Genomic DNA, 14,835 nt, shown 5'->3' on the forward strand with positions numbered 1-14,835 from the left:
TTTAGGTTTAAATCATTGGGAGGAATCAAGGAGCTTATTTGGATCCGTCTGAGTCGATTTTGATGTTGATGGTTGCTTTTTTATTGGTGCTGTTGAACGCTTTTTTTGTGCTTTCAGAGTTTGCCCTTGTGAAAGTGCGTAAAACCCGCTTAGAAGAGCTGGTTAAAATCGGTAATTCCAACGCTAAACTCGCTTTAAAGATGAGTCAAAGACTAGACACTTATTTGAGCGCCACGCAGTTAGGCATCACCCTTTCTTCATTAGCTTTAGGCTGGGTGGGTGAGCCCACTATCGCAAAATTGTTAGCCGCGCTGTTTGAGTCTATGGATTTGAGAGAAAATCCTATTTTTATCCATTCAATGAGCGTGGTCATAGCGTTTTTAAGCATCACTTTTTTGCATGTCGTGTTGGGCGAGATTGTGCCTAAATCTTTAGCGATCGCTAAATCTGAAAAAGCCGCTCTTTTTGCCGCGCGCCCTTTGCATGTGTTTTGGGTCGTGTTTTACCCGGTGGTGCGCCTGTTTGATGTGATCGCTCATTTCTTTTTAAAAAAAGTGGGCATCAATCCTAAAGAGCATGACGGCACGCATTCTGAAGAAGAGTTGAAAATCATTGTGGGCGAGAGTTTGAGAGAGGGCATTATTGATTCAGTGGAGGGGGAAATCATTAAAAACGCGGTGGACTTTTCTGACACGAGCGCTAAAGAAATCATGACCCCACGAAAAGACATGGTGTGTTTGGACGAAGAAAACAGCTATGAAGAAAATATAGACATTGTTTTAAAAGGCCATTTCACGCGCTACCCTTATTGTAAGGGTTCTAAGGATAACATTATCGGCATGGTGCATATCAGAGACTTGCTCTCTCGCTCTATTTTTACCCCCAAAATGCATGATTTCAATCAAATCGTTAGGAAAATGATCATCGTCCCTGAGAGCGCTTCCATTTCTCAAATCCTTATTAAAATGAAAAAAGAGCAAATCCATACCGCTTTGGTGATTGATGAATACGGCGGCACGGCCGGGTTGCTCACGATGGAAGACATTATTGAAGAGATCATGGGCGAGATTAGCGACGAATACGATTTAAAACAAGAGGGCGTGAACAAGCTTGAAGAGGGCGTGTTTGAATTAGAGGGCATGCTGGATTTAGAAAGCGTAGAAGAAGTGCTTCATATCCAATTTGACAAAGAATGCGAGCAGGTAACGCTTGGGGGGTATGTTTTTAGCTTGTTAGAGCGCATGCCTATGGAGGGGGATACAATCGTTTCGCATGGGTATGCTTTTGAAGTCTTAAGCGTGGATGGGGCTAGGATAAAACGCTTGAAAGCGGTTAAACAAGATCAGGGAGAAAATGAAGCATGAAAAAAACAACCCTCTTTGTATTGGGCTTATTATTCAATAGCTCTTTAAGCGCTGTTGATGGGATTTCTCAAACCGAGCCTTCTTCTTTGAATTTGGCTGAAGACAGCGCACCCTTGAACCACCCTAACGCCCAAAAACTCTCTTTAAAAAACGCATGGAATAGGGTGTTATCCAACCATGAAGGCTTGCATGCGCAAGAATACGCCATTAAACGAGCGAGTAAAATGAAATTAGCGGCTAAGCTTTCTTTTTTGCCTCAAATTGATTTGAGTGCTTTTTATGTGTATCTTTCTAACCCCATTAAAATGGATTTTGCCAGCCAAAAACAACCGGGCGTGCAAAAAGCCACCAACCAGATCCATCAAGGCTTGCAAAACATCCAGCAAAATATCCCCCCTCAAGTATTAACCCCTCAAATCCAAGCGGGCATGCAAGGGGTGATGCAAGGTTTTGGGGCTTTGAGCAGCACTTTAGAGGCCCCCTTATTGTTTTCTAAGCAAAATGTGGTGATTGGGGCTTTGAGCATTATTTATCCCCTTTATATGGGTGGGGCAAGATTCACGATGGTGCGCATTGCGGATTTGATGCAAAAAGACGCTAATGAAGTGTATCGCTTGAAAAAGCTTTCCACTTTTCAAGAGCTTGTGAGCGTGTATTACGGCATGGTGTTAAACGCAGAAGTGGCTGAAACTTTAGAAGAGGTAGAAAAAGGCCATTATAAGCATTTCCAAAACGCTTTGAAAATGCAAAAAGTAGGGCAAATCGCTAGGGTAGAAACCTTAGGCGCTCAAGTGGCTTATGATAAGGCCCATATCGCTAGCGTTAAGGCTAAAGACGTGTTAGAAGTTTCGCAACTCTCGTTCAATTCTATTTTGTCTAGTAAAGACGATCTAGTGCCTTCAAGCAAATTGGAGATCCACACGGAGAAAAATCTGCCCGATTTGAGCTTTTTTGTTGCTTCCACGCTCAATTCTTACCCGGCTTTAAAGACTTTAGAAAATCAGGTTCAAATTTCTAAAGAAAACACGAAACTACAGATCGCTAAATTCTTGCCCCAAGTGAGTTTTTTTGGATCTTATATCATGAAACAAAACAATTCGGTGTTTGAAGACATGATCCCTAGTTGGTTTGTGGGCGTGGCGGGGCGCATGCCCATACTCTCCCCCACAGGGCGTATCCAAAAATACCAAGCGAGCAAGTTAGCCGAGTTGCAAGCTAATAGCGAACAAATCCAAGCTAAAAAAAACATGGAATTATTAGTGAATAAGACTTATAAAGAGACGCTTTCTTATTTGAAAGAATACAAAAGCTTGCTTTCTAGCGTGGAATTAGCCAAGGAAAATTTAAAACTCCAAGAGCAGGCTTTTTTACAAGGCTTAAGCACGAACGCTCAAGTCATTGATGCGAGGAACACGCTTTCTTCTATCATTGTGGAGCAAAAAAGCGTGGCTTATAAATACATCGTTTCATTAGCGAATTTAATGGCGTTAAGCGATCATATTGATTTATTTTATGAATTTGTTTATTAAAGGAAAAAATCATGTCAAATAGCATGTTGGATAAAAATAAAGCGATTCTTACAGGGGGTGGGGCTTTATTATTAGGGCTAATCGTGCTTTTTTATTTAGCTTATCGCCCTAAGGCTGAAGTGTTGCAAGGGTTTTTGGAAGCCAGAGAATACAGCGTGAGCTCCAAAGTCCCCGGCCGCATTGAAAAGGTGTTTGTTAAAAAAGGCGATCACATTAAAAAGGGCGATTTGGTTTTTAGTATTTCTAGCCCTGAATTAGAAGCCAAGCTCGCTCAAGCTGAGGCCGGGCATAAAGCCGCTAAAGCGCTTAGCGATGAAGTCAAAAGAGGCTCAAGAGACGAAACGATCAATTCTGCGAGGGACATTTGGCAAGCGGCAAAATCCCAAGCGAATTTGGCTAAAGAGACTTATAAACGCGTTCAAGATTTGTATGATAACGGCGTGGCGAGTTTGCAAAAGCGCGATGAAGCCTATGCGGCTTATGAAAGCACTAAATACAACGAGAGCGCGGCTTACCAAAAGTATAAAATGGCTTTAGGGGGGGCGAGCTCTGAAAGTAAGATTGCCGCTAAGGCTAAAGAGAGCGCGGCTTTAGGGCAAGTGAATGAAGTGGAGTCTTATTTAAAAGACGTCAAAGCTACAGCCCCAATTGATGGGGAAGTGAGTAATGTGCTTTTAAGCGGTGGCGAGCTTAGCCCTAAGGGCTTTCCTGTGGTTTTAATGATAGATTTAAAGGATAGTTGGTTAAAAATCAGCGTGCCTGAAAAGTATTTGAATGAGTTTAAAGTGGGCAAGGAATTTGAAGGCTATATCCCAGCGTTGAAAAAAAGCGCGAAATTCAGGGTCAAATATTTGAGCGTGATGGGGGATTTTGCGACTTGGAAAGCGACGAATAATTCCAACACTTACGACATGAAAAGCTATGAAGTGGAGGCCATACCCTTAGAAGAGTTGGAAAATTTTAGGGTAGGGATGAGCGTGTTAGTTACCATTAAACCTTAAAAAGGATTGTTTTGTTCAGATTGATAAGCGCATGGGTTTTACAAGACAAGTTCTTGTTTATCGTGTGTTTTATATTGCCTTTTTGTTTAGGGGTTTTAGGCACGCAAATCTTTAAACAAGAAATCCCAAGACAGCTCCCTATCGTGGTGGTGGATTTGGATAAGACCACCACAAGCCATCAGGTAGCGTTTGAATTAGGCGCAACGAGCGCGCTTCAAATCAAACACCAAGTGGCTAGCCTTTTAGAAGCCAAACGCTTTTTAAACTCCGCTGAAGCGTATGGGGCGTTGGTTTTGCCTAGAGATTTAGAGAAAAAAATTAAAATGGGGCGAAAGGTGGATTTGCCCTTTTATTATAACGCTGAGTATGTTTTAGTGGGGAAAACGCTCAAAAACGCCTTCTTACAAACCGCTTTGACTTTAGACGCTAAAACCTTAGCCACCAAAGCTTTAGTGCGAGATTCCAATTTGATTTCGGCTAAAGCCCAAGCGGTGCCTATTGTTTTGCAATTGCATGCCCTATACAATGAAGAAAACAATTACACGCAATACCTTTTAAGCGTGATGCTGCCTTGCATGTGGCTTATTTTCATTGCGATTGGCATGCTCAATTTCATTCAAAAAACCTCTAACATGCGCGAGCTTTTGATCAGTATTGTAGCGAATGTGTGCGTGTTTAGCTTTTGGGGGATGGGCATGGCGTTTTATTTTAATTTTATTGGCATGCAGGGGAATTATGCGCATTTGTCATTGGTCTTTTTAGCGGTAGTCTTGATGGCGCTTATCATGAGCGGTTTTGTGGTGCTGGTTTATGGCATTTCAAAAAGCGTTATTGAAACTGCGGGTGCGATTGGGGTCTATACCGCTCCAAGCTTTGCGTTTGCTGGGGTTACTTACCCGCAAAACAACATGGAAATTTTTGGGGATTTTTGGAGCCATTGCTTGCCTATTAGCCATTTTATGCGCTTTTTTTTACAAGAGGCTTATTATAAGACGGATTTTACCGAGTCTTTAAATTCGTTAATGCCGCTTGTGTTCTTTTTAATCTTTTTAGTCTTAGGGCTTTTGGTTTTTTATTTTTCTTTTAAAAAAGACAGGGCTAGTGCATGAATTTTTTTAAAATCCTTTTAATGGAATTAAGGGCTATTGTTTCTCATAAGGGCGTTTTATTGATCCTTATAGGTGCTCCTTTAATCTATGGCTTATTATACCCTTTGCCTTATTTGAAAGACATCGTAACGCAACAAAAAATCGCCCTTGTAGATGAAGACAATTCCTTTCTTTCTAGGCAATTAGCTTTCATGGCGCAAAGCTCCAACGAGTTAGAAATCGCTTTTTTTAGCCCCTCTATGCTGGAAGCCAAAAAGCTTTTAAAAGAAGAAAAAATTTATGGGATCTTGCATATCCCTTCGCATTTTGAAGCCAATATCCACAAGCAAGTGCCTGTAACGATAGATTTTTATGCGAATTCCAATTACTTTTTGATTTATGGCGCCTTAGCGAATGCGGTGGTGGAGAGCATCAACGCTTTAAACGATGAAATAAGGTTCAAACGCAACGCCCAAATAGAAGAAGCTGAATTAGGGACAGACGGGATTAAAATCAGGCCTATCGCTTTGTATAACCCTAGTGAGGGGTATTTGAATTACGCGCTCTCTAGCGTGTTTATTTTCATTTTACACCAGGTGATGCTCATTGCAAGCAGCATGTTTACTAGCTCCAGGCGTTTGGAATTAGCCTTTTTAGATAAAAAGCAAATCGCTTTAAGGCTGTGTGCAAGACTCTTGGTGTTTATGGGAGCGTTTAGCGTTTTTGTTTTGTTGTATTTTGGGGTGCTGTTTTCTTTTTATGGGATCGAACGGCATGGGAGCGCTTTAATGGTGTTTTTGAATAGCTTGATTTTCATGCTTGCGGCCTTGAGTTTGGGGTCGTTTTTAGGCGCATGGATTAAAAATGAAGCCCACACCACTCAAATCGTTTTAATCTCTTCTTTGCCCTTGATTTTTATGATGGGTTTTGTGTGGCCTTTTGAATCCTTGCCCTCTTATTTACAGATCTTCGTTCAAATAGTGCCTGCTTATCATGGGATCAGTTTGCTCGGGCGGTTGAATCAAATGCATGCGGAATTTGTGGATGTGTCCATCCATTTTTACGTGCTTATTGCGATTTTTATCGTGAGTTTTATAGGGTGCGTGTTCAAACTCAGCTCTTTAAAGAAAGCTTGTGAAAACCCTTAAAAACCTCATCGCTTCCAAGCACCAAACTAAAGCGTCTCGCTTTTTAGGGTATCTTATGCCTTTTGATGATTTTGAAAAAACCCTTTTGCAATTGAAAAAAGAGCATTTTAAAGCCGCGCATTTTGTAACGGCGTTCCGCTATTCTTTAGAGGGCAAAATCACGGAGGGTTTTAGCGATGATGGCGAGCCTAAAGGGAGTTCAGGAATGCCTGTGCTTAGCGTTTTAAGGCGAGAAGATTTGATCAATATAGGATTAGTGAGCGTGCGTTATTTTGGAGGCACGCTTTTAGGGGTGGGAGGCTTGATGAAAGCTTATGCTAAGAGCGCGTTATTGTGCGTAGAAAACGCTCAAAGAGAAAACGCTTTGAAGGATTTTGTGGAGTTGGAAACTTTAAGCGCTCATTATTCTTACAAAGAATTAGACGCTCTTCAGCGTGAAATTAAGAAATTTAGCTTACAATTAAACAAAAAGAATTTTTCAAACCAAAGCGTGGAAGTGGAAATCAGCGGCGAAAGAGAAAATTTGCAAGCGTTTTTACAACAAAATAAGATAAATTAGGGAGAGTGAATGGAATTTTTGAGCGGGTATTTTTTATGGGTTAAGGCTTTCCATGTGATAGCGGTCATTTCGTGGATGGTGGCGTTGTTTTATTTGCCGCGCCTTTTTGTCTATCATGCCGAAAACGCGCATAAAAAGGAGTTTGTAGGCGTGGTTCAAATCCAAGAAAAAAAGCTCTATTCCTTTATCGCTTCGCCGGCGATGGGTTTTACGCTTATTACAGGGATTTTAATGTTGTTGATAGAGCCCACGCTCTTTAAAAGTGGGGGTTGGTTGCATGCTAAATTGGCTTTAGTGATCTTACTTTTAGCCTATCATTTTTATTGCAAAAAATGCATGCGCGATCTGGAAAAAGACCCCACAAGAAGAAACGCAAGGTTTTATCGTGTGTTTAATGAAATACCCACGATTTTAATGATCCTCATTGTGATCTTAGTGGTTGTCAAGCCTTTTTAAAGACAAGCCATGAAAAAAGAAAAGTCATGAAAAAAGAAAAGCACCTCAAGCAAGAAAAAATCATCAACATGTTTGATGATATAGCTAGCTCTTACGATCAAGCCAACCGCTTGATGAGTTTTGGCCTAGATGTTAAATGGCGAGAAAGGGCTTGCGAGCATGCGTTTTTGTTTTTGGAGAATAAAAAAGCGTTAAGGCTTGTGGATGTGGCATGCGGGACGGGGGATATGCTCATAGCTTGGCAAAAAAGCGCTTTAAATTGCGGCATAGAGTTTAAGGAATGTTTGGGGATTGACCCCTCTAATAACATGCTTGAATTAGCCATTAAAAAATTTGAGAAGCTTGAAAACAAAGCTTCTTTCATCCAAGCTCAAGCCAAAGATTTAAAGGGCGTTGGAAATAGCAGCGTGGATATCCTCTCCATTGCGTATGGCTTGCGTAATATCGTGGAAAGACAAGAAGCTTTAAAAGAGTTTTTTAGGGTGTTAAAGCCTAGGGGCGTTTTAGTGATTTTAGAATTTTTAAAAAAAGACAACCCCACATGGCTGGATAAAATCTCAGGGTTTTACACGAATAAGGTTTTGCCTTTAGTGGGAGGGGCTATCAGTAAGAATTATGGCGCTTATTCTTATTTACCGCAATCCATTGAGGGGTTTTTGAGTTTAGAGGGTTTGAAGCATGAATTAAAAAACGCAGGGTTTGAGATTTTAAGGACTGAAGATTCTATCGCTCAAATTTCAACGACCATGCTTGTTAGAAAAAGCTAAAGGAATGTTATGCAAGATGAATTATTTGAAACCGAAAAAGCCCCCCAAAAAAACACTAAAAATGCTAAAAATGCCCCTAAAAAAAGCTTTGAAGAGCATGTTTATTCCCTAGAGCAAGCCATAGATCGCTTGAATGATCCTAACTTGTCCTTAAAAGACGGGATGGATTTGTATAAAACAGCCATGCAAGAGTTGGTTTTAGCTCAAAAGCTTTTAGAAAACGCTTATTTGGAGTATGAGAAACTCCAAACGCCAGACAAAAAGGCTTAAAGGATGCGAGTGTTTGCTTTGCAGCTAGAGTCTTTTAAAGAAACCCTCATGCAATCCTTATTCAACTCCATACCCAAGCAAAGCGTGGTGGTGTTGCCTGAATACGTGATCAACCCCTTTTTCCACCATAACATGGGATTGGATTTGAATGAAATCAACGCGCAGTCTGTGCGAGCGATGGAGTTTTTGTCTCAAAAATGCGAAGAATCAGACTTGATCATTTCAGCCCCGGTGCTTTTAGAAGAACATTCTAAAATCTATAAAAAAATCGCCCTCATTTCTAAAGAAAGCGTGAAGTATTACACGCAACAACGCCTGATTCCCTATCCTCATTGGGATGAAGAAAGCTTTTTTGACAATGAAAAAAGCGCTTTTAAAGAATTGCTCGTGTTTGAAAGAGACGGCTTGAAATTCGCCCCTTTGTTTGGCTTTGAAGCGCATTTTGATGAAATATGGGTTCAGGCTAAAAATCAGGGCGTGGATGTGGTGCTTTTAAGCAGCGTGGCCACTTTTGAATCCAATGAAAGGTGGCGGCTTTTGTGTCAGATGCGCGCTTTTTGCGCTTCTTGCGTGGTGGTTAGGGCCAATAGGATCGGAGCGTATCGCCAAATCATTGTAGAAGAAAATCAAAAAAACGAATTTTTGTGGAAATTTTATGGGGATAGTTTTGTGGCCTTGCCTAATGGCGCTATTGAAGATTCTTTAGAGGGTAAAATGGGGGCTTTGAGCGCTCAAATGGATAAAAATGAAATTGATGAATGGGCTAAATTGTGGCATTTTAGAACGATTAAAGAGGGTTGAATGATTGATAGAAAACTTTTATTGCAAGATTTTGATAAGGTGGCTCTTTCTTTAAAAAAGCGTAACCATGCGATGGATGATGGATTGGAGCGTTTGTGCGAAGTCATCACGCATTATAAAAAGCAGCTCATTGAATTGGAAGGCTTGCAAGCCTTTCAAAACAAGGTTTCTAAAGAATTTGGCATCAAAATGGCTCAAAAAGCGGATGCAAGCGATCTCAAAAAAGAGCTAGAAAACAATAAAATCAAATTGAATGAGCTTTCCAAAAGCGTGGGCGAATTGGAGCAACAAATAGATTTAAAGCTTTCCATAATCCCTAATCTAGTGGATGAAAAAACCCCTTTAGGCGCGAATGAAGAAGACAACATAGAAATTAAAAAAATCTTAACCCCAAGGGTTTTTAATTTCAAACCCAAAGAGCATTTTGAACTCGCTCAACAAAATGGCTGGATTGATTTTGAAAGCGGCGTGAAACTCGCCAAAAGCCGTTTTTCGGTCATTAGGGGTTTTGGGGCTAAAATTTATCGCGCGCTCATTTATTTAATGTTGGATTTTAATGAAAAAAATGGCTTTGAAATCATCTACACGCCGGCGTTAGTGAATGAAAAAATGCTTTTTGGGACCGGGCAATTACCCAAATTCAAAGAAGATGTTTTTAAAATAGAAAATGAAAATTTGTATTTGATCCCCACCGCTGAAGTAACGCTCACCAATTTATACAACGACACCATTATTAGCGTTGAAAACCTCCCCATTAAAATGACCGCGCACACGCCTTGTTTCAGGAGCGAAGCAGGGAGCGCGGGCAAGGACACAAGGGGGATGATAAGACAGCACCAGTTTGATAAAGTAGAGCTTGTGGCTATCACGCACCCTAAAGAAAGCGATGTCATGCAAGAGTGCATGCTAGAGAGCGCGAGCGAAATTTTAAAGGCTTTGGAATTGCCGCACCGGTTCGTGCAATTGTGCAGTGGGGATTTAGGCTTTAGCGCAAGCAACACGATAGATATTGAAGTGTGGCTGCCTGGGCAAAATTGCTACCGAGAAATCAGCTCCGTGTCTAACACGAGGGATTTTCAAGCCAGGCGAGCCAAAATCCGTTTCAAAGAAAATCAAAAAAACCAATTAGCGCACACCTTAAACGGCTCTTCTTTGGCGGTAGGCAGGACGATGGTCGCTTTAATGGAAAACCACCAGCAAGCGGATGGGAGCATCCATATTCCTAAGGCGTTAGAAAAATACCTTTAAGGCTAGTTTGTGCTGAATGAAGAGCAAAATTCATTAGAAGAGAAAGGGGGCGAAAATAAAAACGAAAAAGAAACCCCCCTAAAGGGCATTCATTCTAAAATCCCCTCTTTGAAGCAGGCTTTGGAGCAGACGATTAATAAAATCAAAAGCTCTAAAGAGTTTTTTAAACAGATTTTACACAATAAAAAAAAGCTTTATATCGCGCTTGGAATATTGCTTTCACTCATCGCGCTCATTGTGGCTTTGAGTTTGTTACTAGGGCATAAAAAAGAAAATAAACAAACTTCTTTACAAACTAATACCATCGCCGCCAATAACGAAACGCCTAATAACACCAACAACGCTAACAACACACAAGCCGAGGGGCAAATAGAGAATTTAGACTTACCCGATTTAATCGGCAAGGACTCCCTCAAACGAAACGATGAAAATCAAGTGGATGCGATGATGCAAAAAGCGAGCCTTTTGTATGAGCAAGGGCAAAAAGATGAAGCTTTGCATTTGTTTGACAAGGCCGCTTCTTTTTCGCAAGGGATTGCGAGCCATAATTTAGGGGTGATTAAGTTTAAAGAAAAGGATTTTAACGGGGCGTTGGATTTGTTTGATTCTAGCATCGCTTCTAAAGAAAACGCGAGCGTGAGCGCGATTGATGCGTTAGTGAGTGCTTATCATTTGCAAGACGCAGATTTGTATTATCATTATCTAAAAATTGTAAGAAACACTTTGTATAAAGACTATAAAAAGTCTTTTTATTCCTACGCTTACGCGCTCAAATCCTATTACGCTGGAGAGTATTTTGAAGCCCTTTCGCCTTTAATGCACCCTAATTCCAACGCCTTTTTAAAGCCTAACGCGCGCTTAGCGTCTAAATTGTTTTTGATGTTTAAAGATGAAACGAACGCTTACAAGCAATTACAAAAAAGCGCGAACGCCCAAGATGAGCTTGCTTTAGGGCTTTTGCAGGCGCGTTTGGGCCATTACAAACAGGCTTTGGAGCATTTGCAGCATTATTTGCACAACTACCCTAAGGATTTAAACGCTTTAATGGCTTTGGAATTGGTGAGTTTGAAAAAAGGCGACACCCTTAAAGCGAGCGAAGCCTTAAAATTAGCCAGCCACACACAAGAAGACACGCTATTAGCCAACTCTTTTTACCCCATTAGGCCCACTATCAACCCTGTTTTTTTGGACAAAGAAAGAGCCAAAGAGCGTTTTTGGAACACGCGATATTTTGAAGGCAAAAGGGATTTTATCTACCGCTTGCTGTTTTATTACGCTCCTTTTAAGGTTTTAGACTCTAAAGAAACCTTAGGCGTGATTGAAGAGGGGCTGTTTCTTTTGGATTCTGATGCAAAAAAGGATTTAGAGGGGGCAAGCCTTGCTTTTAAAAGGGGGCGTTTGATGGCGATAGCGGATAAAAACGCGCTCAAAGGGTTGAAAGCGTTAGAAAACAAGCAGTTAAAAAAAGCCCTTTCTTTTTTTGATTTGTCTTTAAAAAATAGCCCCAATAACGCGCTCCTCCATTATAATACGGGCTTGATTTATGCGCAATTGGAAAATTACCACAAAGCCTATTTCCATTTTTTAAGGGCTTTTCATTTGAATTCTGCGGATTATTTGAGCGCGGTTTTTGCAATTTTAGCCTCGCATTTCACCCACGAAGACACCACGGAGTTTTTAAGAGAAATCACAGAGAATTTTTATAGTCAGGATTTTTCTAGCCCCACGCAAAAAGCCTTACTCTCTTCGCTCATCGCTTATTTGAATTACCGCACCAATTGGGATATGGACTGGCTTAAAAACGCCCCTAAAAAACTCCCTTTTTATTACGCGCTAGAAGCGGTGTTCGCTAAAGAGAGCAAGGATAAAAAATTGATGGTGCAATCTTTTGGGAATTTAAAAAAAATGCTCCCTAAAGATCTCATCTCTAATATTTTTTATGAAATCGTTTCGTATTATGATGCGAGTATCCGCCACACTTTAAGCATTTACACCCTTTTAGATTCGCGTAAAATCAGCTGGGATCAAACCATGCAAGGGCCCATTTTAGGGCGTCATTTCTACACTTACATGGGATTTATGGTCAATGATTTAGACCATCAAGAAAGATTACTAGAGCAAAAAATCGCCAGTTTAGAAGAGGGCGAAGCCCCTAACGATTGGTTAGAAAATTTAGCGCTAGTGAGTTTGTTTCAAGGCCAGTATGAAAAAGCGGGCGCGTTGTATCAAAACTTAATTAGCGATCTTAAGGACAATGAGACGCGTTTAAAAATCCTAGCGGGTTTGACTTATATCGCGCAAAGTAATTACAATAACGCCGCTTTATGGCTAGAGCTTGGGAAATTAGACGATCCGAATAATGAAAATATCCGTTACGCTTTAGGGTTGTTGTATCAAAGAAAAGGGGACTTGAAATCAGCGCTAAACCATTTTTTAGCCATTAAAACCTCTGATTTTTCGTCGCCTTATTTTGATTTTGAAATTGATACCAACCTTTTAAAAGAGCGTTTAAACCAAGAAAAAAAGAGCGAGTTTTTAGAATGATGGGTTTTGAAAAAAGCATTTTAGGCAATTTAAATGATGCGCAAAAAATCGCCGCAAGCCACATTCAAGGGCCTTTATTGATTTTAGCGGGAGCTGGGAGCGGTAAGACTAAGACTTTAACGAGCCGTTTAGCGTATTTGATTGGCACTTGTGGCGTGCCTAGCGAGAACACTTTAACGCTCACTTTCACCAATAAAGCGAGTAAGGAAATGCAAGAAAGGGCTTTGAAATTGTTGGAAAACCAAGCCCTTATCCTCCCCTTGCTTTGCACTTTCCATCGTTTTGGTTTGCTGTTTTTAAGGCAACACATGAGCCTTTTAAAAAGGGCGTGCGATTTTTCGGTGCTAGATAGCGATGAAGTCAAAACGCTGTGCAAACAGCTCAAAATTTCAAACTTTAGAGCCAATATTTCTCAAATCAAAAACGGCATGATGGATTTGAGCATGCAAGATAGCGAATGCTATAAAGCGTATGAGCTTTATCAAAACGCGCTCAAAAAAGACAATTTAGTGGATTTTGACGACTTGCTTTGTTTAAGCCTTAAGATTTTACAGGATAATGAAAAACTCGCCAAAGAGACTAGCGAGCGCTACCATTACATTATGGTAGATGAGTATCAAGACACGAACGCCTTGCAATTGGAGTTTTTAAAAAAATTGAGTTTCACGCACCATAATTTGTGCGTGGTGGGCGATGACGATCAGAGCATTTATGGGTTTAGGGGGGCTGATATTTCTAACATTTTAAATTTTTCCAAGCATTTTAAAGGGGCTAAAGTGGTAAAATTAGAGACCAACTACCGCTCTAGCGCTGAAATTTTAGCGTGCGCTAATTCCCTCATCAGCCACAACCAACACCGCCACATTAAAACGCTTCAAAGTTTCAAAGGCTCGCATAAAAGCGTGGTTTGTAAGGAATATTTGACGCAAAAAGAAGAGAGCCTGGATGTGGCTTATCAAATCAAAGCCCTTTTAAAGAAGGGCGAGAATTTAGAAAATATCGCTATTTTGTATCGCTTAAACGGGCTTAGCCGCAGCATTGAAGAGAGCTTGAACGCTTTGAATATCCCTTATAGGCTCATTGGGGCGGTGAGTTTTTATGAAAGAGCCGAGGTTAAAGACGCTTTGGCGTTCATGCATGTAGTGGCGAAAAAAGACGATCGCTTTTTTATTAAGCGCGTTTTAAACAAGCCCCCAAGAGGCCTTGGCAAGATCACTCAAGAATGGATTTTTTCTCTTTTGGATGAAGAGGATTTGAATTTAGAAGAGGCGCTAAAACTTGGGGCGTTTAAAGACAAATTAAACCCTAAAAACGAATACGCTTTAAAGAAATTCACCGCTATGATAGGGCGTTTGAGGGAGGCTTTTGAAATTTCAGTAGAGAAGTTTTGCGAGCGGTTTTTAGAAGAGACTAACCTTTTAAAGAGCTATGAAAAAGAAGACAATTACGAAGAAAGAGAGGGCTTTGTTAAAGAGCTTTTAAGTTTAGTGAAAGAGCATTTTAAAACTAACCCCACGCATTCTTTACTGGATTTTTTGAATGAAAGCGTTCTGGATACCCATAATACAGAAAACGCGCAAAAAGTGAGTTGCATGAGCGTGCATATGAGTAAGGGATTGGAGTTTAAGCATGTGTTTGTGATCGGGTTAGAAGAAGGGTTTTTCCCGCATAGGGGGTTCAATCAAGAAAGCGATTTAGAAGAAGAAAGGCGCTTGGCTTACGTAGCGATCACTAGGGCTAAAGAAGAATTACAACTTTCTTATGTCAAAGAGCGTTCGTATTTTGGGAGGAAAATTTCTTGCTCGCCCTCTGTGTTTTTAGAAGAAGCCAAGCTGCTCAATCAAGACAAACCCCCTAAACAAAATCACCAAAAAAACATGCCCATTAAAGTGGGGGATTTGATCAAGCATAAGATTTTTGGCACCGGGAGGGTTTTAGGCGTAGAAAAAGGCTTGAGCGGTGTGTGCTTGAAAATCAATTGCGGAGGGAATGTCTATGATAAAATCTCAGAAAAATTTGTAGAAAAAGTGGATAACGGGTTTTGAAAATTTTAACCCTTT

13 protein-coding genes are annotated in these 14,835 nt (G+C 40.6%); all 13 read left to right on the plus strand.

Features of this window, described 5'->3' with window-relative positions; translation table 11 throughout:
- Positions 1-14: 14 nt before the first annotated feature.
- Genes H7N67_RS05765 through uvrD form a run of 13 tightly spaced genes read left to right on the plus strand, consistent with a single transcriptional unit; the run spans position 15 to position 14,820 of the window.
- Positions 15-1,364 (plus strand): hemolysin family protein, encoded by a 1,350-nt coding sequence (locus tag H7N67_RS05765; protein ID WP_080317462.1) that lies wholly within the window; start codon positions 15-17, stop codon positions 1,362-1,364.
- Positions 1,361-2,893, plus strand: a complete 1,533-nt coding sequence (locus tag H7N67_RS05770) for a TolC family protein (protein WP_187939337.1) — start codon at positions 1,361-1,363, stop codon at positions 2,891-2,893. The genes H7N67_RS05765 and H7N67_RS05770 overlap by 4 nt, the downstream gene beginning before the upstream one ends.
- A gap of 11 nt (positions 2,894-2,904) precedes the next feature.
- Positions 2,905-3,894 carry an HlyD family secretion protein gene (locus H7N67_RS05775; protein ID WP_097696824.1) on the plus strand — a complete coding sequence of 330 codons (990 nt, stop codon included), beginning with the start codon at positions 2,905-2,907 and terminating at the stop codon, positions 3,892-3,894.
- 11 nt (positions 3,895-3,905) lie between these two features.
- Entirely contained in the window at positions 3,906-5,003 is a 1,098-nt protein-coding gene (locus H7N67_RS05780; protein ID WP_187939338.1) for an ABC transporter permease, read from the plus strand.
- A complete protein-coding gene (locus tag H7N67_RS05785) occupies positions 5,000-6,130 on the plus strand; it encodes an ABC transporter permease (RefSeq protein WP_187939339.1) in 1,131 nt (376 codons plus the stop codon). The genes H7N67_RS05780 and H7N67_RS05785 overlap by 4 nt, the downstream gene beginning before the upstream one ends.
- On the plus strand, positions 6,117-6,689 hold the full coding sequence (locus H7N67_RS05790) for a YigZ family protein (RefSeq protein ID WP_000854166.1): 573 nt from the start codon (positions 6,117-6,119) through the stop codon (positions 6,687-6,689). Before H7N67_RS05785 ends, H7N67_RS05790 begins: the two co-directional genes overlap by 14 nt.
- A 9-nt stretch (positions 6,690-6,698) precedes the next feature.
- Entirely contained in the window at positions 6,699-7,145 is a 447-nt protein-coding gene (hemJ, locus tag H7N67_RS05795; protein ID WP_187939340.1) for a protoporphyrinogen oxidase HemJ, read from the plus strand.
- A gap of 26 nt (positions 7,146-7,171) precedes the next feature.
- Positions 7,172-7,912: a bifunctional demethylmenaquinone methyltransferase/2-methoxy-6-polyprenyl-1,4-benzoquinol methylase UbiE gene (ubiE, locus tag H7N67_RS05800; RefSeq protein WP_187939341.1), complete on the plus strand. Its 741-nt coding sequence runs from the start codon at positions 7,172-7,174 to the stop codon at positions 7,910-7,912.
- A 9-nt stretch (positions 7,913-7,921) separates the two neighbouring features.
- Positions 7,922-8,182, plus strand: coding sequence for an exodeoxyribonuclease VII small subunit (locus H7N67_RS05805; RefSeq protein WP_108382555.1), 261 nt, complete (start codon positions 7,922-7,924; stop codon positions 8,180-8,182).
- A 3-nt stretch (positions 8,183-8,185) separates the two neighbouring features.
- Positions 8,186-8,983, plus strand: a complete 798-nt coding sequence (locus H7N67_RS05810; RefSeq protein WP_187939342.1) for a carbon-nitrogen hydrolase family protein — start codon at positions 8,186-8,188, stop codon at positions 8,981-8,983.
- A complete protein-coding gene (gene serS / locus H7N67_RS05815) occupies positions 8,984-10,231 on the plus strand; it encodes a serine--tRNA ligase (protein WP_187939343.1) in 1,248 nt (415 codons plus the stop codon). It abuts the gene before it with no gap.
- A 9-nt stretch (positions 10,232-10,240) separates the two neighbouring features.
- Positions 10,241-12,775 (plus strand): tetratricopeptide repeat protein, encoded by a 2,535-nt coding sequence (locus H7N67_RS05820; RefSeq protein WP_187939344.1) that lies wholly within the window; start codon positions 10,241-10,243, stop codon positions 12,773-12,775.
- The gene (uvrD, locus tag H7N67_RS05825) at positions 12,775-14,820 is read left to right on the plus strand and encodes a DNA helicase UvrD (RefSeq protein WP_187939371.1); all 2,046 of its coding nucleotides are present in this window, start codon (positions 12,775-12,777) and stop codon (positions 14,818-14,820) included. The genes H7N67_RS05820 and uvrD overlap by 1 nt, the downstream gene beginning before the upstream one ends.
- Positions 14,821-14,835: the final 15 nt, after the last annotated feature.

Origin of the sequence: Helicobacter pylori (assembly GCF_014498195.1) — a bacterium.
GTDB lineage: Bacteria > Campylobacterota > Campylobacteria > Campylobacterales > Helicobacteraceae > Helicobacter > Helicobacter pylori_DO.